General features: G+C 54.0%; 21 protein-coding genes. 16 read left to right on the top strand and 5 right to left on the bottom strand.

Annotated features, from left to right (window positions below):
* Positions 1-11 precede the first annotated feature (11 nt).
* A complete protein-coding gene (locus tag FCN15_RS12150; RefSeq protein WP_238996652.1) occupies positions 12-317 on the top strand; it encodes an NUDIX domain-containing protein in 306 nt (101 codons plus the stop codon).
* Positions 318-735: 418 nt separating this feature from the next.
* On the opposite strand, the gene FCN15_RS12145 is transcribed toward FCN15_RS12150, so the two are convergent.
* Entirely contained in the window at positions 736-1617 is an 882-nt protein-coding gene (locus FCN15_RS12145; RefSeq protein ID WP_138495279.1) for a fumarylacetoacetate hydrolase family protein, read from the bottom strand.
* A gap of 117 nt (positions 1618-1734) precedes the next feature.
* Between FCN15_RS12145 and FCN15_RS12140 the strand changes: the two genes are divergently transcribed.
* The 7 genes from FCN15_RS12140 to FCN15_RS12110 all read left to right on the top strand — a co-directional run bounded on the left by FCN15_RS12140 (position 1735) and on the right by FCN15_RS12110 (position 10414).
* Entirely contained in the window at positions 1735-2712 is a 978-nt protein-coding gene (locus FCN15_RS12140) for a copper amine oxidase N-terminal domain-containing protein (RefSeq protein ID WP_162515351.1), read from the top strand.
* Positions 2713-2971: 259 nt separating this feature from the next.
* Entirely contained in the window at positions 2972-3913 is a 942-nt protein-coding gene (locus FCN15_RS12135) for an ArsR/SmtB family transcription factor (protein WP_138495277.1), read from the top strand.
* 198 nt (positions 3914-4111) lie between these two features.
* Positions 4112-5524: an ABC transporter substrate-binding protein gene (locus FCN15_RS12130; protein WP_238996651.1), complete on the top strand. Its 1413-nt coding sequence runs from the start codon at positions 4112-4114 to the stop codon at positions 5522-5524.
* 122 nt (positions 5525-5646) lie between these two features.
* The gene (locus FCN15_RS12125) at positions 5647-6540 is read left to right on the top strand and encodes a carbohydrate ABC transporter permease (protein ID WP_138495276.1); all 894 of its coding nucleotides are present in this window, start codon (positions 5647-5649) and stop codon (positions 6538-6540) included.
* Entirely contained in the window at positions 6537-7343 is an 807-nt protein-coding gene (locus tag FCN15_RS12120; RefSeq protein ID WP_138495275.1) for a carbohydrate ABC transporter permease, read from the top strand. The genes FCN15_RS12125 and FCN15_RS12120 overlap by 4 nt, the downstream gene beginning before the upstream one ends.
* A complete protein-coding gene (locus FCN15_RS12115; protein WP_138495274.1) occupies positions 7340-8530 on the top strand; it encodes an acyltransferase family protein in 1191 nt (396 codons plus the stop codon). The genes FCN15_RS12120 and FCN15_RS12115 overlap by 4 nt, the downstream gene beginning before the upstream one ends.
* Before the next feature lie 123 nt (positions 8531-8653).
* Complete coding sequence (locus FCN15_RS12110; protein WP_138495273.1) at positions 8654-10414, top strand: glycoside hydrolase family 2 protein; 1761 nt, start codon at positions 8654-8656, stop codon at positions 10412-10414.
* A gap of 110 nt (positions 10415-10524) precedes the next feature.
* Here the strand turns inward: FCN15_RS12110 and FCN15_RS12105 are convergent, their stop codons facing one another.
* On the bottom strand, positions 10525-11943 hold the full coding sequence (locus FCN15_RS12105; RefSeq protein WP_138495272.1) for a CynX/NimT family MFS transporter: 1419 nt from the start codon (positions 11941-11943) through the stop codon (positions 10525-10527).
* 189 nt (positions 11944-12132) lie between these two features.
* Positions 12133-12768 carry an alpha/beta hydrolase gene (locus FCN15_RS12100; RefSeq protein WP_138495271.1) on the bottom strand — a complete coding sequence of 212 codons (636 nt, stop codon included), beginning with the start codon at positions 12766-12768 and terminating at the stop codon, positions 12133-12135.
* 147 nt (positions 12769-12915) lie between these two features.
* Between FCN15_RS12100 and FCN15_RS12095 the strand changes: the two genes are divergently transcribed.
* The 7 genes from FCN15_RS12095 to yunB all read left to right on the top strand — a co-directional run bounded on the left by FCN15_RS12095 (position 12916) and on the right by yunB (position 21164).
* The gene (locus FCN15_RS12095) at positions 12916-13872 is read left to right on the top strand and encodes a PhzF family phenazine biosynthesis protein (protein WP_138495330.1); all 957 of its coding nucleotides are present in this window, start codon (positions 12916-12918) and stop codon (positions 13870-13872) included.
* A gap of 66 nt (positions 13873-13938) precedes the next feature.
* Positions 13939-14472 carry a DinB family protein gene (locus FCN15_RS12090; RefSeq protein WP_138495270.1) on the top strand — a complete coding sequence of 178 codons (534 nt, stop codon included), beginning with the start codon at positions 13939-13941 and terminating at the stop codon, positions 14470-14472.
* A 28-nt stretch (positions 14473-14500) separates the two neighbouring features.
* Entirely contained in the window at positions 14501-15028 is a 528-nt protein-coding gene (locus FCN15_RS12085; protein WP_138495269.1) for a GNAT family N-acetyltransferase, read from the top strand.
* 305 nt (positions 15029-15333) lie between these two features.
* Entirely contained in the window at positions 15334-17040 is a 1707-nt protein-coding gene (gene treC, locus FCN15_RS12080; RefSeq protein ID WP_138495268.1) for an alpha,alpha-phosphotrehalase, read from the top strand.
* Between the two features lie 119 nt (positions 17041-17159).
* Positions 17160-19190, top strand: a complete 2031-nt coding sequence (treP, locus tag FCN15_RS12075; protein ID WP_138495267.1) for a PTS system trehalose-specific EIIBC component — start codon at positions 17160-17162, stop codon at positions 19188-19190.
* Positions 19191-19279: 89 nt separating this feature from the next.
* A complete protein-coding gene (gene treR / locus FCN15_RS12070) occupies positions 19280-19996 on the top strand; it encodes a trehalose operon repressor (RefSeq protein WP_138495329.1) in 717 nt (238 codons plus the stop codon).
* A gap of 139 nt (positions 19997-20135) precedes the next feature.
* Positions 20136-21164, top strand: a complete 1029-nt coding sequence (yunB, locus tag FCN15_RS12065; protein ID WP_138495266.1) for a sporulation protein YunB — start codon at positions 20136-20138, stop codon at positions 21162-21164.
* A gap of 8 nt (positions 21165-21172) precedes the next feature.
* Here yunB and FCN15_RS12060 read toward each other — a convergent pair whose 3' ends face one another.
* Positions 21173-22237 (bottom strand): M23 family metallopeptidase, encoded by a 1065-nt coding sequence (locus tag FCN15_RS12060; protein WP_138495265.1) that lies wholly within the window; start codon positions 22235-22237, stop codon positions 21173-21175.
* A gap of 195 nt (positions 22238-22432) precedes the next feature.
* On the opposite strand from FCN15_RS12060, the gene FCN15_RS12055 reads away from it, so the two are divergent.
* On the top strand, positions 22433-23233 hold the full coding sequence (locus FCN15_RS12055; RefSeq protein ID WP_238996650.1) for a YutD family protein: 801 nt from the start codon (positions 22433-22435) through the stop codon (positions 23231-23233).
* 139 nt (positions 23234-23372) lie between these two features.
* Here FCN15_RS12055 and FCN15_RS12050 read toward each other — a convergent pair whose 3' ends face one another.
* On the bottom strand, positions 23373-24176 hold the full coding sequence (locus tag FCN15_RS12050; protein ID WP_138495264.1) for an NAD kinase: 804 nt from the start codon (positions 24174-24176) through the stop codon (positions 23373-23375).
* Between the last annotated feature and the right edge of the window lie 141 nt (positions 24177-24317).

Here is a 24317-nt window from a genome sequence, read left to right as displayed (position 1 = left end):
AGTTATTGTTCATGCCTGCAGTCGTAGGCATCATTCGCAATGAAAATAAGGAAATACTCTTTGGCAGAAAGCATGGGGAAGAGAACTGGGGTTTAATCGCTGGTGCAATAGAACCTGGTGAGACTCCAGCTGAGGCTGTTATTCGAGAAGTATTTGAGGAAACTGGTTTGCATGTTAATCCAGAATCAATTATTGGGGTTTATGGCGGAAAGGATCAGAGACATATCTATCCCAATGGTCATCAAGTGGAATATTTGACGATTGTGTTTAAATGCACGATCAATGGTGGAAGGCGGATACAGAGAATGAAGAAATGAAAGAATTGCGTTTCTTCCAATCTGATAAATTACCGAAAATTATGAACAATATTCCTGAATATATCTTTCAGGCTGACCTAAAGGAAAAAGCAGACTTTAAGTAAGCTGAAAGAAGAAGCCCAGCCAACAAACGACCCTGCCAGATAAGTATTTGTTCCAGCAGGAGCTTGAGGAATATTGGGAGGAATATTGGGGAGCTATTGTATCCGGGATGGAATCACCGAATGAGAGCGATGCATGCAAGGGATTTTAAAGGGAATCCGGAGGGGCAGGGACATCAGGGACATTTGGGGCATCAGCTAATGCCTTGTTCATGCTGCGGCACCTAACGAAGCCGAGGCCTGCCCGCAACGTTTTGAATTGGATGTAGTCAGCACTGCTCCTTCTTTAGATCATATCTCGGAGCCTCTTCTTTAGATCATATAAAAGTATTCTTTAACACGCCAAGCCCTTCAATCCGCACTTCCACTTCATCTCCCGGTTTGAGCCACTCTTGATCCTCTTCAGGCACGCCAAGCATGACCCCTTCCGGAGTTCCGGTGAAGATCAGGTCGCCCGGCTTGAGCGTCAGATGAGAGGAGATATAGCTGATTAAATACTCGCAGTTAAAAATCATGTTCCGCGTATTGGAAGCCTGCCGCACAGAGCCGTTAACCGTGCAGGAAATATCCAGCTCCGACGGGCTGATGTCTGCACTCGTAACGAGATAAGGGCCTGTTGGGGCAAACTGATCCGGCGATTTGCCGAGGAGCCATTGGCTCGTTCTCATTTGCAGGTCCCGTGCGGAGAGATCGTTCCCGATCGTATAGCCGTAGACATAGTCCAAAGCCTCCGCGGGCGAGAGGTTTCGGGCTTCTTTGCCGATTATAATGACGAGCTCCGCTTCATAATCAACCTGCTCGGCAGCCGGCAGCAGCTTTATCGGCTCTCTATGGGCAGCCAGGGCGTTGCCAAATTTGCTGAAGAGAACCGGGAATCCCGGGATCTCCATTTTGGATTCCTGAATGTGCGGAAGGTAGTTGAGGCCGACACAAATGATCTTCTCGGGCTGGTTCACGGCAGGCAGGTACTGAATCTCCGCTTCCTCCAGGAGATAATGCGGCTCCCGGCCGGCAATCTCCCGCAGCGCGGATTTTATGGACTGCAACCCTTCCTCTCCTAAGGAGATCAGCTCATCTATTGTGTTCGGAACCGGCTGGTGAACGTCATGGGCGATGGCGGATAAATCCAGATGCTGCCCATCCTGCACAAGGCCCAGCTGCTTGGCGCCGTCTTCCCTTTTCCACTGAAATAGTTTCATGTTAGCCTCCTGTTTCGTTGATAGATGGTAGTTCTATTATATTTGACTATATCATTACGGAGGGAGCGGCTCAATTTGCGGAGGAGGCTTCTTCTGGGGTGCTGCCAGAGGCTGGCAGTGATAGCAGCGAATACCGACGCCACAGGAGCGGAAGTGAAATCAGGCATTATTAAGGACTTGATCAGCCGGGCTTTGGTGCAGTCGGACCAGGATAGCAACCCGGCGGCGCCCAATCTCCCCATTGTTGAACTGAAGGAAAAAGGCGTCATTCTCAAAGGCACTACGCTGCTGCCCGCCGCTGAATTATTCAAGGAAATGGGCGTTCAGCTGCAGGTTAACAGCGGGACCGGAGCGATTCGCATTGCAAGCGGACAAACCAAGATCAGTGCTCAAATGAACGATAGATATATTTGGGTGAATGGCATTAAGAAGTTCTATGCAGTTCCGCCGCAGGCGGTCGGGGGCAAGCTGATGCTTCCGCTTCAGGTGCTGAAGGATGCCTTTCAAATAAGTGTAACGGCGGATTATAATACCTCACTGGATGGAAAGCAGCGTCCGCTCAGGGCGGTGACCCTTACAACAGCAGCCAAGAAGATAATGGTTGACATTAACAGCGCCTACGAAACTTATCGGACCTATTTAGGCAAGACCGCGTGGATTCATAAGTTTATAAATGAAGAGGTTACCCTGCTGGACGGGACCCCAACCCAAACGATTAAAAATATGGCGCAGGTAACCCTTCTGAAAATTGAGAATGCTGCTCTTATTTCCGGCTGGCTGGATGTTTATTTTACCTATCAAAATAAGACGTATAAGATTAAAGATCTTCATACCGAAGATTTTCAAACTACGTTTTTGACTGCCAACCCTTATCAAACGTATTCTTTCTCCCCTAAATACTGGCAGCTTATTGAGAATAACAAGCTTGAACCTGGCATGACTGCAAAAATGGTTGAGCTGTCCTGGTACAAGCCTGACCGAACCTACAGCAGCGGAGAGAATTTGACAACCTGGGTTTACGAGATGGATCCGGATTTGTCTGTTGATCTCACTTTTGAAAATGGAGTCTTCGTCTCTTACCAAACTGAAGAATAGAAGTTTTAAGAGAATAGAAGTTTCAAGAGCCTTCTTATAGAGGAGGCTTCTTCTATTTTTACAGCAGATGTGGAACTGCTCCGCGCCGGATAGTAAATTTTTTTCGATCAAAAGAATTTAAAGAAGGTGTCAGATAGGGTGGATTGATACAAAAAGTTCATTTTATTACCGAATTATTGATTTTATCGGCGGGAATGAAGTAGTATTATGGTCATAGAAGTGAAGCAGCAGATGTCTGGGCCAAGAGGAGTGCAAAGTCGTGTTAGAGCTTAATTTTGATGATCCGGAGAAGCTGGTGACGGTGGCGCATGCATTATCGACGCGTTCAAGGGTGGACATTCTCCGCCTGCTGGTAACGAAGAATTTGAATGTGATTGAAATTTCCGAGCAGCTCAAGCTTCCTGTGTCCACGGTAGCCAATAATATCAGGATCCTTGAAGCGGCCAAATTAATAAATACGGAGCTGCTCCCGGCGTCCAGAGGGGCGATGAAGGTGTGCAGCCGGAATTATGATGATATTCATATCGCTCTGAATCAGGAGAAGTCCATTCCCAAGGGCGATATCCGGGTGTACGAGGTGGATGTGCCGATCGGCCATTACAGCGACTGCGAGGTGGTGCCGACCTGCGGCATGGCCAATGCCGAAGGGATGATCATCCGCGAGGACGAGCCGGCCAGCTTCTATCATCCGAAGCACATCAGCGCGCAGCTGATCTGGTTCCGCAAGGGGTATGTAGAATATTTGCTGCCGATGGAGATTCCTGGAGGATCGCGGATTGAATCGCTGGAGCTGTCGATGGAGATCTGCTCGGAGGCGCCGAATTATGACAATAACTGGCCATCTGATATTACGGTATGGATCAACGGGGTGGAGATCGGCATGTGGACCAGCCCGGGGGACTTCGGCGACCGCAGGGGCAAGCTGAATCCGGCGTGGTGGCTGGATTGGGCGACCCAGTACGGGCTGCTTAAGACCTGGAAAATCGACCGCGAGAAGACGACGCTGGATATGGAGAAGGTGTCATCCGTGAATCTCAGCCAGCTGAATCTGGAGCAGAGCCCCAAGGTGCGTTTAAGAATCGGCATTAAGCCCGATGCGGTGCATCAGGGGGGCATTAATTTGTTTGGCAAGCAGTTTGGCGATCACGAGCAGAATATTGCGATGAAGGTCCACTTCATCCCTGAGGAAGAGACCGAATAGCAGGAGCCGTCAGGCTGTTAGTTGCAGGAAAACTGTAGCTAACAGCCTTTTTTAATCTTTTTAATTACAAAATATTTGTTTGAAAGCGTTGACAAAGAATCTTTATGGCCCTATAATCACCTCAAAGATACAAAAATCATGTAATAAAACCATTTTGATGTTTGTATCTTTCACTTTTCCATTAAAGGGGAGACACGGATGAAGAAGAGAAGCATCGGTTATTTGGTGTTGACAATGCTGCTGTCATTTTCCGTTATTTTGAGCGCTTGCGGCAGCAGCGGAGGAGGGAATTCGGCTAACGGCGGCAGCGGAAACGGGGCAGGCTCCACAAACAGCTCCGGGAACGCGGGGAACTCCGGGGACGGAGGGAATGCTTCCGGAGATACGGGCTCAGGCAATTCTTCCAGCACTGACAGCGGAGGCAGCGGCAAGCAGGTCACACTGTCCTTCTGGACGCTGTTTGACGGCGGTGACGGAGACAACATGCAGGCCATGGTGGATGAATTCAACAAGACACACCCTGACATTCAAGTGAAGAACACCAAGCTGGCCTGGGGCGAGTATTACACCAAGCTGATTACTGCCGTAGGGAACGGCAATGGGCCGGATGTCGGCATTTCCCATACCTCCCGCCTTCCTGACCTCATTGATCAGGGCGTCGTGACCGAGCTTGACGATACGGCAGCAGACGCAGGCGTGGACTGGAGCACCTTCAACCAGAACCTGCTGAACGCCACGATTGTAGACGGCAAACACTATGCAGTACCGATTGATACCCACCCATTCATCATGTTCTACAACACAAAGCTGCTGAAGGAAGCCGGACTGCTTGGTGCGGACGGCAAGCCGGTGCTCGAACAGTCGGCCGACGGATTCATGACCTTCCTCAAGACGCTTAAAGAGAAGCTTCCTGCCAAAGTGACTCCATTTGCGCTCTCCAACTCCAATGACGATCCTTACCGCTTCTGGTGGGCCTTGTATTCTCAGCTTGGCGGCAACGACCTGGTTGCAGATGATTTGAAGACGGCAGCTGTTGACAAAGAGAAGGGCATCAAAGCGGCCGAATACATCCAGAACCTGTATAAGCAGGGCTACATCAAGAAAAATGACCCCGACTTTTATAAAAATTTCCAAAGCGGCACAGCCGCCATCATGATGACCGGTGTTTGGGCAACCGGCACCTGGGAAACCACAAAAGGATTAGAATTCGGCGCGATGCCGATTCCGAAGATCTTCGATCAGGAAGCGACCTGGGGCGATTCCCACACGATTATTTTGCCGGTAACGAAGAAGGAAGACCCGGATAAACGCAAAGCGGCCATCACGTTCGCCAACTGGATCGCCGACAACGGCCAAATCTGGGCCAAAGCCGGGCATATTCCTTCCAAACCTTCTGTTCTTGAGAAGGAAGAATACAAAGCGATGCCTTACCGCAGCGATTATGCGGTCGTAGCCAGCACGGTGAAGTTCAACAAGCCGTCGACCAAGAACTGGCAGATCCGCGACAACGTCTCCTTTAAATTCCTGAACGAGGTGTGGGCCGATAAAATGACGCCGGCGGAGGCTATGGACAAAATGCAGGAAGGCGTGCAGAAGGAACTGAACGACTAAGATCCCAGTTTGATAACAGTCAGGAATGCCGGGGCCCGCAAGGTTAGCGGAGAATGCGCTTGTACCTAATCGTACCTGACCAGCGGGCCTTCGGATCGTTCGAATACGGGGGTGGACCGAGCATGAAGATGAAGAAAGGAAAAGCAGACCTTCAGGCGCTGCTGTTCCTGCTGCCTTTCCTGGCGGTATACGGCTTGTTTACGATCTGGCCGATGATTAAAGGCGTTGAAATGACGTTCTACAAATGGACCCTGATCCGCAAGATGAGCTACATCGGCTGGGATCATTACCGGGAAGTGCTGAAGGACCGGGAGGTCTGGGCGGCACTGTGGCACTCCGCTATTTTTGTTGTTTTCACAACACCGACCATGGTTGTGCTGTCGATTACGCTGGCGCTGATTGCCAACCGCAGATCCGTGCTGCAGAAATTTTACCGGAGCATCTTCTTTATTCCGAGCGTGCTGTCAGTGGCAGTGGCCTCCTACCTGGGCTTGTTTGTCTTCCAGCCGTATACCGGCCTGTTAAATTCGGTCATGCACTGGATCGGTCTGCTGCCGGGGGATCAGGAGCTGTTCTGGTTGACCGAAACCGGGCTGGCCTGGGTAGCCATCACCGTTCTGACGCTGTGGTGGACTGTCGGCTTCAACTTTATTCTGCACCTGTCGGCCATTCAGGAGATTCCGGAGGAGATCTATGATGCCGCCAAGCTGGATGGAGCGAATGACCGCCAGATGTTCTGGAAAATAACGCTGCCTTACCTGGGGCCGATCACGCGCACGATCACCATGCTGCAGATCATTGCTTCCTTTAAGGTGTTTATGCAGATTTATATTATTACGGGCGGCGGTCCGCTGGACCAGACCCGGCCGATCATCCAGCTCATCTACCAGACGGGCTTCAAGAAAAATGATCTCGGCTATGCCGCTACCATGTCCTATCTGCTGTTTGTTGTCCTGCTGATCTTGTCCGCTCTGCAGTATTGGCTCAATAACCGGAAAGGAGCCGATGTGCGATGAAATGGGTGTACCGTATTGTTTCATTATTCATGGCTGTCGTATTCGCGGCTCCGCTGGTGTGGATGCTGGTGGTCTCCATCAAGGAAGAGGGCATGAAGATCATCAATGTGCTTGACTGGTTCAAGCCGCCTTACTCTTTTGCAGTCTATGATGAAATACTTACCGGAACCAAGCTTTCGAACTGGATCATCAACAGCCTGCTGGTGGCGGTGGTCGTGACGCTGTTTACCGTGCTGTTTGCCGCTCTGGCCGGATTTGCGCTCTCGAAGCTTCCTTTCCGTTACCGGACCTTGACCTTCTTCCTGATTCTGGCGGGGCTGCTTATTCCGGGCGAAGCGACAATTATCCCGCTCTATCAGGTGGCCAAGGATATGAGCCTGCTTAATTCCTATCAGGGACTGATTATTCCGGCGCTTGCTTCCCCGGTAGCGGTCATTGTGTTAAAAAGCTTCTTCGACGGCATTCCTGCGGACCTGCTCGAAAGTGTGCAGATCGACGGGGGAGGAACATGGCGGATCTTCAGCCAGGTCATGCTGCCGCTGACCAAGCCGGCGCTTGCCTCGATGGCGATTCTGACGTTTATCGGCTCTTGGAACAATTTCCTGTGGCCGTTCCTGTCCATTACAGATGACAATCTGTTCACGCTGCCAATGGGCATTCCGACGCTGATGAGCCAATATTCCGAGGATTACGTGAAGCCGATGGTCATCAATGCGATCTCGTCCATTCCGATCATCATCTTGTTCGTTATCTTTGAACGGCAGATTGTCAAAGGCATCAGCATGTCGGGGATCAAAGGATGAGCGGGCCGGAGCTGAATTTGGTGCCGGGAACGGTGCCGCTTGAGCCGGCGCTGAGTTCTTCCCGGGTGCTGCCATCGCCGCTGCAGGCTTCCGCTTCAGTTACCGCAGAGCGGAGACGCGACAGATCGATCGATCTGTTTAAAGGCCTGCTGGTAGCCGGCATGGTGTACTGCCACTGCCTGCAGTTCTTCAGCGACCAGCAGGTGTATCCGGCCGGGCAGCGCTGGATTGACATCATCAATCTGATCACGTTCTCCGGCTTTGTCTTCAGTTTTGGTTATGCCTCCCAGCTGGCCTATTACAGCAAAAGCTTCCGGCGCGCCGCGCCGCGCATGCTGCTGACTGCCTTCAAGATGCTGGTCGCCTTCTGGCTGTCCGGCCTCGCTTACCGGCTGTTTATCGACGGCAGGCCCCTGTCCTGGGCAGGGATCCGGCCGGTTCTGCTGGTGGAGGAAATGCCGGGCTGGTCGGAATTTCTCATCTCCTTCGCTTACCTGACGCTGGCCGGACTGGTGCTCTTTGTACCGCTGAAATGGGCGGTAAGGCGGAAGGCGGCCGGCTTTCTGGCCGCTGCCCTGCTGCTGGCTGCCACTTATATTCCTTACGGCGCCATTCATGCCGTCAAGTTAGGGCCGCTGATCGGGACGCGGGACTTCGCCTCTTTCCCGGCGGTGCAGTATTTTCCTTATTATCTGCTCGGCATGCTGTTCGCCAAATACCGGATCGGCTGGGACTGGCGGGTGCTTGCAGGCGCGGCGGCCGCCTCGGCCTGTTTTGTCTGGAAATGGCTGGCGCCGGGGGAGGGCGGCGTACTGCCGGAGCGTTTTCCGCCGTCCTTATGGTGGATTATCGGCCCTGCTCTCGTGCTCTACGGCTATTACCTGCTTGCGAGGGTGCTGGGGCGGTTTCAGGACCGCTGGATGGAGCGCTCAGCCCATCCGTTTTACCTGCTTCAGCCCCTGGAAGTCATGGGCCGGAACGTCCTCTGGTTTCTGCTGCTGAGCAACATGCTGATCTTCGCTGCGGCCGCCAGCCAGCGGTCTTACGGCCTGCTGCTTCCGCCTGGCGAAGCCTTCATCCTGGCGCTTGCCCTGCTGGCTGTGACCGGGTTCAGCCTGTGGATCATGAGTCCGGGGAAAGCGGCGGGAAGACCGGAGAGGAGACCGGAGAGGAAACTAAAGGGCTGACCAGAGGATAAATCTTATACAAGCAGGCTTTGACCGGGCCGCCCATTTGCGGGATTGTTCCGAATACATTGCTCTGAATACATTGCCCTTATAACGTTAATTCCTGGAGAGAGGACAGATACCATGACCACTAAATCCTACATTAAAAATTATCCCAGACCGCAGTTTGTCCGTCAGCTGTGGGTGGATCTCAACGGAGAATGGGATTTCAGCTTTGACGATGAAAGGGCTGGAGACGCTGCACAGTGGATGATCCAGTTCCCGGAGGGCCGGACTATCAACGTCCCGTTTACTTACGAAACGCAGGCCAGCGGCATTGGCGAGGAGAAGCTGCATCCGCAGGTGTGGTACCGCAGGCGGATTACGCTTCCGCCGGGAGCGGAAGGCAAGCGCACGATTCTGCACTTTGAAGGGGTGGACTACAGGGCAGTCTGCTGGGTAAACGGCGTGCACGCGGGGGAGCATGAGGGCGGATATGCCGCGTTCAGCTTTGATATTACCCCTCATCTGAAGGCGGACGACGACAACGAAATTGTGCTGAAGGTCGAGGACAGCCAGAGCTGCACGCAGCCGAGAGGCAAGCAGCGGTGGATTAACGAGAATTTCGAATGCTTTTACGTGCAGACGACAGGCATCTGGAAGAGCGTCTGGATCGAGCAGGTCAGCGAGACCCGCATCGGCAGCGTCAAGATGACGCCGGATATTGACCGGCAGATGATCCGGTTTGATTTTCAAATGGAGGGTCTGGCGGGGAAAAAGGATCTGAGGCTCGAAGCGGAAATCTCGCTCAAAGATCAGCCGGTCAGGACGGTCAGCCTCTCCGTGGACCGGGACTGGCTGACGGTAGAAACCAGCGTACTGCATGAGGCGGGAGGGCCGTGGAAGCAGAGCTTATGGTCGCCGCAGCAACCGAATTTATACGACGTGGAATTTGTGCTGTATGAAGGAGAGCAGGAGATTGACCGGGCGGCTTCTTATTTCGGCATGCGCAAAATCTCCATCGAGAACGGCCAGATCCTGCTGAACAACGGCCCGCTGTACCAGCGGCTGATCCTGGATCAGGGCTACTGGGCGGACAGCCATTTGACGCCTCCCTCTGAAGAAGCGCTCATTGAAGATATTGATGCCATTGCGGCGATGGGGTATAACGGGCTGCGCAAGCATATGAAAATAGAGGACCAGCGCTTCCTGTACTGGTGTGATGTGAAAGGCATGCTGGTCTGGTCTGAAATGGCCGCGACCTATGAGTTCAATGATGAAGCCGTAGCGCGGTTCACGCGGGAATGGCTGGAGATCGTGCCGCAGCAGTACAATCATCCCTGCATCATTACCTGGGTGCCGTTTAACGAATCCTGGGGCGTGCCGCAGATCGGCCGTGAGGTGAAGCAGCAGAAATTTACGGAAGCGATTTATCATTTGACCAAAGCGATGGATCCCTACCGCCCAGTGGTGACGAACGACGGCTGGGAGCATACCGTGTCTGATATTTTGACGCTGCACGATTACGTGGAACGCGGCGAAGCTTTCCTGGAGATGTATAAGGACAAAGACGCGGTGGTGAACAACGGCGTGTCCTTCAACAACTGGAAGCATGCGTTTGCCGAAGGATATGGCTATAAAGGCCAGCCGGTCATCATCAGCGAATTCGGCGGCATTGCGTTCCAGACGGACAAAGGGTGGGGCTACGGCAACCAGGTTGCTTCCGAGGAAGCTTTTCTGGAGCGGTTCAGCAGCATAACCGGGGCGATCAAGGCCACGCCTTACATTTCAGGCTACTGCTACACGCAGATTACGGATGTGCAGCAGGAGGTCAACGGCCTCTTGACCGAGGACCGGAAGCCGAAGGTGCCGCTGGAGAAGATCCGGGAGATTAATCTGGGATAAGCCCGGCTCTGCTCAGGCAGCTGAAGCAGCTGAGGAAGTTGGGAATGAGGGAATGGCGCTGTATAAAAAAATAGAGCTGGCCTCCGGGAATCCGGGGGCCAGCTCTGTATTTAATTCTTTGTGGTCGGAAAGACATAGCTCTTTCCTTTAGACGGCGCAATCCCGGAAAGAATCAGCACGGCCGCGGCGGCGAACAGCAGCAGCATCGGCACTTTCCAGGAATCCGCTGCGTCATGCAGGGCGCCGAACAGGAACGGGCCGGCCGCGGCCAGCAGGTAGCCGACCGACTGGGCCATGCCCGAGATTTCCGAGGCCTCCTGCGCCGTGCGCGTCCGCAGGCTGAAGAACATCATGGCCAGGCTGAAGCAGGTGCCTCCGGCCACGCCGAGCAGGATGACGGAGACGGACAGGACGGCGAGATGGCCGTCCGCCAGCAGCACTCCGGCGAAGCCGATAACATACAGGCAGCAGCTTGCGGCCATGATCCCCAGCTGGCTTCTCATTTTGGCCGCGGCGATCGGGATGATCAGCGTGAACGGAAGCTGGCCGGCCTGAAGCAGGGAGAGCATATAGCCCGCTTGATCATGGGTCAAGCCCTGATCCACAAGCATGTCCGGCAGCCACGCGATAAAGATGTAGAAAATAAACGACTGCACGCCCATAAACAGCGTGATGCTCCATGCCATGCCGGAGCGCCAGACGCTGCGTCCGGGGCGGGAAGCCGAGCGAGCGGCTGCCGGCGAAGCGGCGCTTGCGGAAATGCCTCCGGAAGATCCGGCGGCCGCAGACAGCCGGCTCTTGTCTGGACTTCCGGAGACATGGGCTGCGGCGCCTGTTCCCGGCTTGTCCTTGCGCTTCAGCTGCGGTATCCAGAACAGGACGGCCAGCAGCGCGAGCAGCGAGATGGCCAGCATGGTGCCTCGCCAGGCCAGTCCGGTGCTCCGGGCGACAGGCACGCTGGCAGCGGAAGCGATGGCGGCAAACAGATTCATCGAGATCGAATAGATGCCGGTGATGAGGCCGAGGCGCAGCGGGAAGTTCTCCTTGATCAGGGCCGGGAGCATGACGTTGCCGGCGGCAATGCCGAGACCTGTTAACACCGTGCCAAGCAGCAGTGAAGCAGCGCTGCCGCCCTGCCGGACCAGGCTGCCTGCAAGCAGGACGAGGAGGGCGGCGAACAGGGTGTTCGCCATGCCGTACTGCCGCGCCAGCCTTGGCACAAAGGGAGACAGGCCCGCAAAGGCGAGCAGCGGTAGTGTTGTAAGAAATCCGGCAAGCGTGCTGGAGATCGGAATATCCACCCGGATCATGTCCAGCAGGGGACTGAGGGACGTCAGCGGCGTACGCAGATTGGCGGCGATCAAGATAATGCCTGTCAGCAGCAGCGCAGCACTCGTTCGAAGGCTGCCCTGCTCTTTATTCCGTTCCTGCAAACTTGTCTTTGAAGGCTGCAGGTTCTTGCTGCGGGACTTAGGGGCTTCTTCTTGTGCTCGGTGAGCTGTCTGATTCGTAGCGAGTGTATTCTTCATGAGCAGGTTTACTCCATTTCTATCGAGCTATGCTTTTAGCTGATGCTTCTAGTTAGTGATTCAAGCTAATGATCTATCCTAATGATCCAGACTAATAATCCTGACATTCTATATGAACCGAGGTCCAGCAGATAAATAGGATAACGTAAGGGAAGGGCCTATGTAAAGATTTTTATAGCAGGCCCTGCCTTAATCCGCAAACCTTCCGGTCCTGATAAACCGCGCCACAGCTGCCGCCGTCTCCATCTCGTAATGAATCTGCAGATGGTTGTAGGGCAGGATCAAAAAATCCGTAAGCCCTTCGATCTGCACGGAGCTGATCTCCACCCGCCCGTCGCTTTCGGGACTGAGGAGTCTTCCCAGCAGCAGATCGTTCCGGCTGCCGGCGATGGCCCCGGTCTCAACGGGAGGAGCCGGCAGTCCGGCAAACCGGCTGCTCTGCAGCGACTGCATCGTTTTAAACAGCCGGACATAAGGCTTGACGTATTTGGCGGCTATATCCGCAAGTACGGTGCCACTGTTCGGGGTTCCGATCAGCACCGCCCGGTGGACGCGGGAGGCGAGAGGGGATTCGGCCAGGAACTGCCGGATCACCAGACCGCCGCTGCTGTGCCCCGCCAGGGAGACTTTTTCGCCGGGAGCAAGCCGCTCCGTATATCGCTCGAAGACTCCGGCAAACAGCTCGGCACAGGCTTCAATCGTTTGAAAAGTTAAAGGAAGGCGAACCGATTCGCACTCGAACCCAAGCAGCGACAGATTCCGGCCCAGCACCTGCATATCCTTAGGCGTTTTGTGATAACCGTGCAGCAGCAGAATTTTATGCATAAGGGGCTCCTTTTTTCGAATGGATATAGTAATTTTTCATAGTATAGTAATTTTTCATATTATTTTTCATAGTATAGTAATTTTTCATTTTACGCCGGGATGGAACTTCTATAAGATGAATAGTTAAAAAGGAGTGTGTTGTTGAAGATGAAGCAGATCTCCGTTTATCACGTGGATGCTTTTACCCGGCGTCCGTTTGAAGGGAATCCAGCCGGGGTAGTGCCGGATGCAGGTGAATTAACCCTAACGCAAATGCAGAAAATTGCCAACCAGCTGAACCTGTCTGAGACGGCCTTTTTACTGCCGCCTTCTGATCCGGAGGCCGATTTTCGTGTCCGCTACTTCACTCCGCAGGTGGAGATCCCTTTTTGCGGTCATGCTACTATTGCTTCCGCCTGGCTGCTTGCCAATGAGTCCGGCTGGGCCGATCGGGCTGATCACATCACCTTCGAAACGCAAGTCGGCTTGATTCCTGTCTATTGGGAAAAAGAAGGAAAAGAAGCCGTCAAGGTGACCATGACACAGATTCCGCCGAAAGTAAAAGAAGCGCCGTTCATTGACAAGCTCGCGCTTGCCGGTTTGATCGGCATTGACGCCGAGCAGCTGGATGAGCGTTATCCCATCAAGCTTGCCCATACGGGCAACTGGACGCTGATCGTTCCGGTGAAGACTCATCAGGCCGTCGATGCAGCCAAGCCGAAGCAGCAGGAACTCGCGGCGTTTCATAAGCAGCACTCCATTAACAACACGCATCTGTTTACGTTCGATGCCAAGCCGGGGGTTGATCTCTATACCCGGGATTTTGCGCCTTCGATCGGGATTCCTGAAGATCCAGTGACCGGATCGGCGAATGGCGCTTTGGCCGGATATCTTGCCCTGGAGAACCTGACCGGCGGAAAAACAGACCTCATCATCGGCCAGGGCGATGCCCTCGGACGTCCCGGTACGCTCTATGTCACCGTCCTGAAGAAGGGGGCGGGTAAGGAGGCGGCTGCCGAGCCGGGGACCGATACGGATGACGCTGCCGATACGGATGTCATGATCCAGGTTGGCGGAGCTGCACATGTAACGATTGAAGGAACGCTGAGGTTAACGGAAAGCTGAGATTAATGGAAAGCTGAGCCGGTTTCAGTTTTAATCACATCCATTTTCCGATTGGGAGGGATTCACATGGCAGAACTGATCAAGGACGTGTTGGAAGACCTGAACAAACAGCTGGGCCGGATCGAGCGGAGCCTGAATCTGCTGAACGATGAACAGATCTGGAAGCGGCCTAAGGATACGATGAACAGTATCGGCAATCTCTGTTTGCATTTGGCAGGCAACGAATATCAAAATATTAGCAGTGCAATCGGGAACAGGCCGTTCATCCGGGAGCGGTCCCGCGAATTTACGTCAGATGGGGGACTGTCGAACAAGGAGCTGACAGCGCTCCTGCGCACCACCCGCGCTGAATCGGAAGCTGTATTAGCGGATCTGACGGACGATGATCTGCTGCGGGAGGTCATCATCCATTACGATCTGGAGGACTGGAACCGGATGTACCAGGTTCAGGCTTCTGCAGGTGAAACCTGTGAAACCCGAGTAATTGGCCGGCTGCTGGTTCAGGTTGCCGCACACTATGGATACCATGCGGGCCAGATTGTCCTGCTTACCAAACTGTTAACCGGTACGGACGAGCATCTGACAGGGCAATACCACTGACTGCGGCAACGGAGAAGGGAGGAGAGTTATGATCCGGCTTGAATATTTCCGGCATGCGGATTTTGCCCAGCTGATGGAATGGATCAGTTCGCCGCAATTTTTAATTCAATGGGGAGGCCACACCTTTCAGTTTCCCCTGGATCAACAGCAATTGGCGGCTTATTTGAGCCAAGCCAACACGGAGGCAAGCGACAAACACATCTATCGGGTGGTCCATGAAGCAACGGGTAAAGTGATCGGCCATATTAATCTACAGATCGACCGAATCAACAATTCGGCGCGGGTCGGTAAAGTCTTGGTCGGAGATCAAAGCCTGAGAGGGCAAGGTATCGGACAGCGCATGATAGAAGAGGCTGTGCGAATTGCCTTCGGCGATTTCAAAGTCCACCGGGTCAACCTGGGCGTGTTTGCTTATAATCATTCAGCCCTAGCCTGTTATGAGAAGGCCGGCTTTGTCAGGGACGGACTGCTAAGAGAAGCGAGAAAATTCGGCGATCAATACTGGGATTTATGGGAAATGAGTATGCTGGAGAACGAATGGGCTGGGCTGCAATAAGAAGAAGATAATATAAACGCTTCAAGGCATTATTACGGGCATTCCCTTACGGGAATGCTCAGGGTAATGTCTTTTTTTATTTGCGGAGCGGTTTGTAACCGGCTGAAATAGGGGTTCCATTTTATGAAAGGGCTTAATTTTTCTGTTGACAACATGTATATACAGGTTTAAAATGAGGCCATAAATTAACTTGTATATACATGTTATAAACAAGCGTATTCATTCTTAATCGCAGTTTAAAAGTTGAATTCAAGCCGGCTTACCGGGCAATGATTCAATTACAGCAATGGAGGGAGAGTTCATCCATGCATCAAGGGCAGACTTCGGATTGGTGGAAGAAATCAACCGTCTATCAGGTTTATCCCAAAAGCTTTAAAGACACAACCGGCAGCGGAACCGGAGATATCCGGGGGCTGACAGAGAAGCTTGATTATCTGCAGGAGCTTGGCATCGACATTATTTGGCTCCAGCCGGTGTACGTTTCCCCGCAAAATGATAACGGTTACGACGTGGCCGACTATTGCAGCATTGACCCGGCATATGGGACGATGGAGGATTTCGACGAGCTGTCGAGAGAGGTACGCAGACGGAATATGCATCTGATGCTGGACATTGTCGTGAACCATTCCTCCACGGAGCACAAGTGGTTTAAGGAAGCCCGCAAGTCCAGAAGCAATCCGTACCGGGACTATTACATCTGGCGGGATCCGGCGCCGGGCGGCGGCGTGCCGAATAACTGGCAGTCCAAGTTTGGCGGTCCGGCCTGGCAGTATGATGAAACGACGCAGCAGTATTTTTTAACCTTATTTGATAAGACGCAGGCGGATTTGAACTGGGAGAACCCGGCCGTCATTGAGGAGGTTGTCAAGCTGATGACCTTCTGGGCGGAGAAAGGCGTCAGCGGTTTCCGGCTTGATGTCATTAACCTCATTTCGAAAAATCAGAATTTCCCGAACGACGACGGCAGTGTGCCGCCGGGTGACGGCCGGAAATTTTACACGGACGGGCCGAGGGCCCACGAGTTTCTGAAGGAGCTGAACCGGCGTGTGTTCAAGCCTTACAAGCTGGTTACGGTCGGCGAAATGTCCTCGACCTCGCTGGACAACTGCATCCTGTATTCCAGCCCGGAGCAGGAAGAGCTGTCCATGACCTTTAATTTTCATCACTTGAAGGTGGATTACCCGAACGGGCAGAAGTGGGAGCTGATGCCGTATGATTTTGAGCAGCTGAAATCACTGCTCTCCGGCTGGCAGACCGGCATGCAGGAAGGCGGGGGCTGGAACGCCCTGTTCCTTAACAACCATGACCAGCCGCGCGCGCTGTCGCGGTTCACGGACGACGGCGGGCACCGCATAGAAAGCGCGAAGCTGCTCGCGACCACGCTGCACGGGCTGCAGGGCACCCCGTATGTGTTCCAGGGCGAGGAGATCGGCATGCCGAATCCGCAGTGGAAGAGCATTGAGGAAATGCGGGATGTGGAGTCCCGCAACATGCACCGGATTTTGCAGGAGCAGGGCAAGAGCGCTGAAGAAGCCTTTGCGATTATCCGGGAGCGCTCCCGGGATAACGCCCGCACGCCGATGCAGTGGAGCAGCGATGTGAATGCCGGCTTCACGGCGGGCACGCCGTGGATCAACGTGGATGAGCGTTATCTGCAGATCAACGTGCAGGAGCAGCTTGCCGATCCGGATTCGGTGTTCCATCATTATAAGAAGCTGATCGCTTTGCGGAAGGAGCTGCCGGTCTTTGCCGAGGGCAGATTCATCCGGCTGGATGAGGGGCACCCGCAGATTTTTGCATACGGGCGTATCGGCCAGGGCGAAGCTCTGCTGGTTGTCTCCAATTTCAGCGGAAGCCAGGCGGAGTACCGCCTGCCGGACTCTTTCGCCGGCGAATGGCTGGAGCAGGGTGAGGCAGAGCTGCTTGCGGGCAGCACGAAGACTGCACCGGCCTTGAAACAAGAATTGGTATTGCCGCCATACGGCTCCTATATGTGGCTGATCCGCCGCTAAGCGGGCGGACGGTACTGCAAGTGCAAGGCAAGGCCCCGCGCCCCGGCGCGGGTGCCGCCCCAGGGCGGGGAGCTTGATCAAATACAATATGGTTTGAACAATAGGAAGGAGTGATCCAGATGGCGATCGACAGAAGAAGTGTGGAACAGATCGTGGAAGCCGTAGGCGGCGCGGGCAATATTGAGGCAGCCACCCACTGCGTAACCCGGCTCCGTTTTGTACTGCATGATGAAAACGCTGTAAATACGAAGATGCTGGAGCAGAACGATCTCGTCAAGGGACATTTTTCAACACAAGGACAATTCCAGGTGATCATCGGCCCGGGGCTGGTGGATAAAGTTTATGATGAAATGATTACGATTACAGGCGGACAGCGCGCCTCCAAGGACGATATAAAGAAAGCGGCGGGCAAGAAGCAGAACCCGCTGCAGCAGGCCATCAAGACGCTGGCGGACATCTTCATTCCGATCCTTCCGGCCATCGTAACCGCCGGTCTGCTGCTCGGTATCAACAATATCCTGACCGGTACGGGAATCTTCTTTGAAGGCAAGTCGCTGGTGCAGGTGTACCCGGCATGGAATGATTTTGCGTCGATTATTAATCTGATTGCGAACACGGCCTTTACGTTCCTGCCTGCGCTGATCGGCTGGTCCGCTGTTACCCGGTTTGGCGGCAGTCCGCTGCTCGGGATTGTGCTCGGCCTGATTCTGGTCCATCCAGACCTGCTGAACGCCTGGAGCTATGCGCAGGCCAAGGTTGACGGATCGGTTCCTTACTGGAACCTGTTCGGCTGGCATATCCAGAAGATTGGATATCAGGGCCAGGTGCTGCCGGTATTGGTATCCTCCTATATCCTTGCGAAAATTGAACGTTATCTGAACAAGCATGTGAAAGATTCGATCAAGCTGCTGGTCGTTGCGCCTGTAACGCTGCTGATCACGGGCTTCCTGGCCTTTACGATTATCGGGCCTGTTACTTTCGCCATCGCCAATGCGATTACGGACGGCGTGGTGTACATTTTTGACAGCTTCCCGGTGCTTGGCGGTTTGATTTACGGCGGTTTCTACGCTCTGCTGGTCGTTACCGGCATGCACCATACGTTCCTGGCCGTGGACGTTCAGCTCATTGGTTCCGAGGGCGGCACCTTCCTGTGGCCGATGCTGGCTTTGTCCAACATTGCCCAAGGCTCAGCAGCGCTTGCCATGTTCCTTGTATTCAGAGAGCAGAAGAGCAAAGGCCTGGCCGTTACTTCTTCGGTCTCCGCTTTTCTCGGGGTGACGGAGCCTGCGCTCTTCGGTGTGAATATCCGCTATAAATATCCGTTTATTTTCGGCATGATCGGTTCGGCATTGGGCGGCATTCTGCTGTCGATCAACCATGTGCTTGCTTCCTCCATCGGGGTCGGCGGCATCCCGGGCTTCCTGTCGATTTTCCCTAAACAGTGGGGCGTATTCTTCGCCGGTATGGGCATTGTGCTGGTTGTTCCGTTTGTTCTGACTGTATTGTTTGGTAAAGTAATGCTGAGAAAAAATCCCTCCCGCGCTGCAGCCGGCGCCGAGTCCGGGACTGACGCCTCCGAACTGACAGCTGCCGCTTCGGAAACAGCGGTGCAGGCTTCGCGTCCTTCGGGCGCAAAGGCTGAGCGTGCGGGGGCTGCCGTTAACACGGCGGACAGAACGGCCCGCACCGTCGAGATTTCGGCTCCGGTTGCCGGAACCGTCGTGGCCTTGGAGCAGGTGCCGGATCCTGCTTTTGCAAGCGGACAGATGGGGCGGGGAATTGCAATTGAACCCGCAGAGGGCCGGGTGACCGCGCCTTTCGATGGAACGGTCCTGCATGTGACCAAGACCAAACATGCGCTGATGCTGGAGGACCGCAGCGGCGTGCAGATTCTGATTCATGTCGGCATTGACACCGTCAAGCTGAAAGGGGAAGGCTTTGTATGCCATGTGCAGACGGGCGATCAGGTCAAAGCCGGACAGCTGCTGCTTGAATTTGACCGGAATCTGATCCGCGAAGCGGGACTTCCACTCATTACCCCGGTCATTGTTCCGGAAGGCCAAGCAGGAATTGAAAGTGTCGAGGAAATGCCGGCAGGTCTTCAGGCAGGCGGGCAGCAGGCTGTTCTTAAAGTTCATTTGTTGTCCTGATTCATAAATCTTTAATGAGGCGCAGTCCTGCCCAGGGCTGCGCTTTCGTTCTCTGAACGGGTTGTGTTAAGATGGGGACGGTGATTAACATGGTCAAAAATATTTTTCTTCATATTTATAAAGAATACGTCGAACGCATTCAGCATGGACAGCTGGTGCCGGGAACGAAGCTCCCTTCGGAAAGCGAGCTGGCGGCCGAATACGGAACGACCCGGGAAACGGTCCGCAAGGCGCTGAACCTGCTTGTGCAGAACGGTTATATCCACAAAATGAAGGGAAAAGGCTCCTTCGTGCTGGACGTGCACCGGATGGATTTTCCGATTACGGGTCTGATCAGCTTTAAGGAAATGGCCGAGAAGCTCGGCAAGCCGACCAAGACAGCCGTTTATAAGACCTGCAGGGAACCGGCGTCTCCTGAAATTGCGCGCAATCTGCAGATTCAGCCGGGCGATCCGGTATGGGCGGTGATCCGGTCCCGGGACATTGACGGTGAACGTGTGATTTTGGACAAGGATTATTTCCTGCCTGAAATTGTGCCCGAGCTGACGGAGGACATTGCCTCCAAGTCGATCTACGACTATCTGGAGAACGAGCTTGGCCTGAAGATCAGCTATGCCAAGAAGGAAATTTCGGTTGAGGAATCGACGGATGAGGACCGCCGGCTGCTGGATTACCGGGGAATGTCGCATGTTGTAGTCGTGCGGAACTATGTCTATCTGGAGGATACGACTCTATTTCAATTTACAGAATCCCGGCACAGGCTGGACAAGTTCCAGTTTGTTGATTTTGCGCGCCGGGTCCATTAGGACAAGAAAAGGCCGTTTATCGGACATACAGACAGGGTGTTGGTTCTCCAATCCGGGGGACTTGGCAGCCCTGTCTTCTTTTTTGGTGCTTGTCGGCATAACCTTGTAACAGAGAGCATCAGGCCGGGAGGTTATCATCATGCGCATAGGCGGCAGAATAATTGTTCCAAGAAGGCGGCGGTGGGGCAGCAGGCGGATTCTGGGCATTCGCACCAGGCCAAAGGCGTCCAAAGGCTGGAAGTCCGGCGGAAGCGGCCGGAAAGCAGGGGGTAGCGGCGGATGGAAGCCGGCCAGCGGCCCTCCGCGCCGGGAGGTTAAGTCCAATAAGAAGCTGGTCTGGCTGATTGCCATTCTGGTATTCCTAATCCTGTTCATCCAGATGTTTGCTTACGTGGAGAAGAAGATGGAAGGCCCGCTGATCGAGCTCGCCAAGATCCGGGTCAAGCAGATTGCCACGGAATCATTAAACGAAGCGATTACCGAACAAGTCGCAAACGGCAAGCAGTACGGGGACCTGGTGGACTGGAAGACCGATTCAAATGGAAAAATCACCGGCTTCATGCTGAACTACAAAGCCCATATGGAAATTACGTCAGAGACGGTTCAGACGGTCAAGCAGACCTTGAACCAGGTCTCCAAGCTGAACGAGAAGATTCCGCTCGGCCAGGCACTCGGCAGCACGATTCTGGCCTCCTTCGGCCCGCGGATTCCGATCCGGATTGAGCCGCAGAGCGATGTGAAGGTCGATCTCAATACACGCCGGCAGGATGCGGGCATCAATATGATCCTGGTCGAGGTGTACCTGCATATCAAGACAGAGGTTTCGGTCATTGTCCCCCTCAACATGGGTCCGCAGGCGGTTGAAACGGATATCCCTGTCTCCTATCTGCTTGTCGTGGGCGATGTTCCGATGTATTACTACGACAATAAAGGCCAGCCGGTCGGGGAAAATGGCTCCAACGCTCCGAGCCTCGCGCTGCCATCGGAGCAGGCGGAACAAGGAGATTCCGCCGGAGCCTCAGAGACACCGGCAGAAACGGGCAGCATGTCCGGCTCGGGTTCGGGCTCCGGAGCAAGCTCAAATTCCCGCTCGGGCGCAAATTCCGCTTCCAATTCCACATCAGGCGCGGCTGACGGCTCAGGCGGAAATTCCCTTATTCAGCCTTAGAGGAGAAGTCATTTTCGCCTTCTTTCCTCGTTCTCCCAGCGCTTCAGCAGCGGATACGGATCGAAGGCCCATTCGTGGTGGCCGGTATCGCGGTAGATTCCGTAGTGAAGGTGCGGCGGGAATTTCCCGGAAGTGCCCGGCCCGCCGTAACCGCTGCTGCCGACCCATCCGACAACCTGACCCGGAATGACCGGGCTGCCGACTTCAATCTTCTTGTCGAAGCCCTGCAGGTGCGCGTAATAATGGTAGCGGTTCTGGATGTCGCGGATGCCGATCCGCCAGCCGCCGAACCGGTTCCAGCCTTTGGTCTCCACGATGCCGTAGCAGGCGCTGCGCACCGGAACCCCGTAGGAAGCGAACAAATCCGTGCCCTCGTGGATGCGCAGCCCTCCGAAGCCGCGCCGGTCCCCCCAGGTGCTCCGGTAGCTGTAGCTGCTGGATAACGGAAGCACAAAGGCCGTTTTGTTCAGATCAAGCGTCTCGAAGGTTTGATACAGCTTGGCGAACTGGCGGATGCGCGTCACCGCCCGCTCATTCTGGTAATAACGCCATAAAGCAATCTGGAAGTCATCCTCCGCCAGTCCGAGGCTCTTCATATAAAGCGCGAGACTGTACAGCGCGTCGTGGTCATCGTCGGGACTTGCCACCCCGTCACCGTCCGCATCCCTTCCGATGCCGCCAAACAAAGCGATCGTCGCCGGATGGGTATCGGAGGAATCCGGATTCAGCCAGCCTGCCCAAAATTCAGGACGGGGATTCAGGCTGACCAGCTTGCCCTTCAGGCGCTCCTGTTTGGATTTGGGCGTAACGGTCCGTTCATATTGATCCAGTGCGGCAAGGTAGTTCCACGGCACTTGGGTCAGTTCGCTGATTTCCTGGCACAGCATATACCGCTCCTGCAATATCTGCGCTGCCGTCGGTTCTGCCTTCTTGCCGGCTGCGTCCCCTGATTCTGACCTTGATTCTGATCCCGCTTCAGCTTCTGCAGTGATCTGGCCGGCACCGGTGAAGAGCAGCAGAGCCGAAAGAAAGCTTAATGCTGTTTTGCGTGCGGCTTGGCAAGTGAAGCTCATCTTGTTCCCTCCCGTATTAACGCTTCAACGTTAATTTGGTACAGGAATCCGATTTTTATCCATGGGGGAACGGAGTAAATGAGCCGCTTTCATGTTATAATGGGGGCAGTATGTTCGGCGCGGCGGTGACAACCCGGCCTAACGGACAAGGAACAGATGTAAACGGCAGTTGTTTACGGACAAGGGGGGCCATCGGTGTATATTCAAATCGGCAGCAAAAGCTATGAATTGGTTCAGGACCACAGAAACGGCTGGAATCCGGAAGCATTTAAGCAGCGCTACAGCGAGGTGCTTGACCGCTACGATTATATTGTGGGGGATTGGGGCTATAACCAGCTGCGGCTTAAGGGATTTTACAGGGACAATCATCCGAAAGCCAACCGGGATACGGCAATTTCCGGCATGGCTGACTATATTAATGAATACTGCAATTTTGGCTGTGCTTATTTTGTGCTTCAGAAGACGAAAGAATTGATCAAGGATATCGACATGGTCAGTCCGGATCAGCCGGATTCCGGGGAAATGACGGCAGACGGGCAGCCGAAAGAGCAGCCGCCGCTCAGGGAGCACTTATCCTCGCGTGAGCATCATGCCAAGATGAAGCAGGCCAAGGAGGCCAGCAAGGCCGCTGCCCGCGAGGCACGCGAAGCCCGTGAAGGGAAAGAGCACCGCGATTCTAAGGACCAGAAAGACCAGAAAGACCAGAAGGACCAGAAGGACCAGAAGGATCACAGAAACCAGAAGGATCATAAGGACGCTAAAGAGGCTAAAGAGCCTAAAGAGCCTAAAGATGCTAAAGATGCTAAAGATGCTAAAGAGCCAAGAGAGGCTTATCAAGCAAGAGAGGGCAAGGAAAATCGGGATAATCGCGAGAATCGGGATAACCGGGAAAGCCGCGAGAACCGCGAAAGCCGCGATAACCGCGAGAAGCAGGCTGCCCGGGAACGCGCCCCGCTTGCAGCGTCTTCTGCGCGGAACAAGCAGGATCATGAATAGCTGAATTCAGCAGACCAAACCATACAAGCAGACCAAATCATAAGCAAAACAACCCCTACCAGCAAAACAACCAAAACAAGCAGGCCGGAGCTCAACGCTTCATGCCTGCTTGTTTTTTAGTCTAATAGTATTCTCAAGATTAATCGAGGAACGCGTTGCGGACGCGCTCCCAGAACGGGAACGGTCTATACCGGACAAAGCTGATCTTCTGGCGGGCCACCTGGCAGCGGACGGACAGCAGATCGTTTAAATGCAGGCTGATGTGGTCCAGCGTGATCGTGAGATTCTGCTCTTTGCGGGAGTAAATGTCGCAGTGGTGGTGCTTGGGAAGCAGGAGCGCCGAGCCCATCGTCCGGAATACCCGGTTGTTGATCGAAGCGATTTCGGACAGCTGCATAGCCTCTATGGTCGGGTGGATCAGCGCTCCCCCAAGACTTTTGTTATAGGCCGTACTCCCTGAAGGGGTGGAGAGGCAGATGCCGTCGCCCCGGAACATTTCAAACATCTGGTCGTTAATATCCACTTGGGCAACCAGGGTTCCGTCCGTGCCCTTCAGCGTAAATTCGTTCAGGCAAATGTAGGACAGGGTGCCGGATTTCTTGGTAATCTCAACCTCAATCAGCGGGTAGTTCACAATACGGGGCTTGATGCTGCCTGGGGTGCTCTTTCCGCTCATCAAGGAGACCAGCTCCGGAAGCTCGTCCGCCTTCCAGTCCGCATAGAAGCCGAGATGGCCTGTATGTACGCCTACAAAAGCTATGGAAGGAATCCGGTCAATAAAGGTGTGAAAAGCATGCAGCATGGTTCCGTCGCCGCCGATCGAAACCACGATTTCCGGTGATTTTGCGTCGAGCTCAAAGCCATGTTCACCAGCTAATTTATGAAATTGTTCGGCCAGCTCAACCGAAAGGTTATCTCCGCGGTCTAGCACGTAGTATCTCAAGTGAAAGCTCCTTTACCCGGTTGTGGTGTGTTCGTTTGCTCTGCCTATCATTATACCGTAAACGGCCATCAATTCGTAACAATTCAGCAAGTACATGTCAGCCAAAACGATGATAATCCAATAACGGGTGCAAAAACAATA

Source organism: Paenibacillus pinistramenti (assembly GCF_005869875.1).
Classification (GTDB): Bacteria; Bacillota; Bacilli; order Paenibacillales; family Paenibacillaceae; genus Fontibacillus; species Fontibacillus pinistramenti.
This window is presented reverse-complemented; position numbering and strand designations above follow the sequence as displayed.

Bases quoted from the DNA above. Each gene is read 5' to 3' on its own strand.
- FCN15_RS12125 (WP_138495276.1), top strand. From the start codon at position 5,647: ATGAAGATGAAGAAAGGAAAAGCAGACCTTCAGGCGCTGCTGTTCCTG.
- FCN15_RS12130 (WP_238996651.1), top strand. From the start codon at position 4,112: ATGAAGAAGAGAAGCATCGGTTATTTGGTGTTGACAATGCTGCTGTCA.
- treP (WP_138495267.1), top strand. From the start codon at position 17,160: ATGGCGATCGACAGAAGAAGTGTGGAACAGATCGTGGAAGCCGTAGGC.
- FCN15_RS12150 (WP_238996652.1), top strand. From the start codon at position 12: ATGCCTGCAGTCGTAGGCATCATTCGCAATGAAAATAAGGAAATACTC.
- FCN15_RS12060 (WP_138495265.1), bottom strand. From the start codon at position 22,237: ATGAGCTTCACTTGCCAAGCCGCACGCAAAACAGCATTAAGCTTTCTT.
- FCN15_RS12090 (WP_138495270.1), top strand. From the start codon at position 13,939: ATGGCAGAACTGATCAAGGACGTGTTGGAAGACCTGAACAAACAGCTG.
- FCN15_RS12120 (WP_138495275.1), top strand. From the start codon at position 6,537: ATGAAATGGGTGTACCGTATTGTTTCATTATTCATGGCTGTCGTATTC.
- treR (WP_138495329.1), top strand. From the start codon at position 19,280: ATGGTCAAAAATATTTTTCTTCATATTTATAAAGAATACGTCGAACGC.
- FCN15_RS12085 (WP_138495269.1), top strand. From the start codon at position 14,501: ATGATCCGGCTTGAATATTTCCGGCATGCGGATTTTGCCCAGCTGATG.
- FCN15_RS12110 (WP_138495273.1), top strand. From the start codon at position 8,654: ATGACCACTAAATCCTACATTAAAAATTATCCCAGACCGCAGTTTGTC.
- yunB (WP_138495266.1), top strand. From the start codon at position 20,136: ATGCGCATAGGCGGCAGAATAATTGTTCCAAGAAGGCGGCGGTGGGGC.
- treC (WP_138495268.1), top strand. From the start codon at position 15,334: ATGCATCAAGGGCAGACTTCGGATTGGTGGAAGAAATCAACCGTCTAT.
- FCN15_RS12115 (WP_138495274.1), top strand. From the start codon at position 7,340: ATGAGCGGGCCGGAGCTGAATTTGGTGCCGGGAACGGTGCCGCTTGAG.
- FCN15_RS12100 (WP_138495271.1), bottom strand. From the start codon at position 12,768: ATGCATAAAATTCTGCTGCTGCACGGTTATCACAAAACGCCTAAGGAT.
- FCN15_RS12095 (WP_138495330.1), top strand. From the start codon at position 12,916: ATGAAGCAGATCTCCGTTTATCACGTGGATGCTTTTACCCGGCGTCCG.
- FCN15_RS12105 (WP_138495272.1), bottom strand. From the start codon at position 11,943: ATGAAGAATACACTCGCTACGAATCAGACAGCTCACCGAGCACAAGAA.
- FCN15_RS12145 (WP_138495279.1), bottom strand. From the start codon at position 1,617: ATGAAACTATTTCAGTGGAAAAGGGAAGACGGCGCCAAGCAGCTGGGC.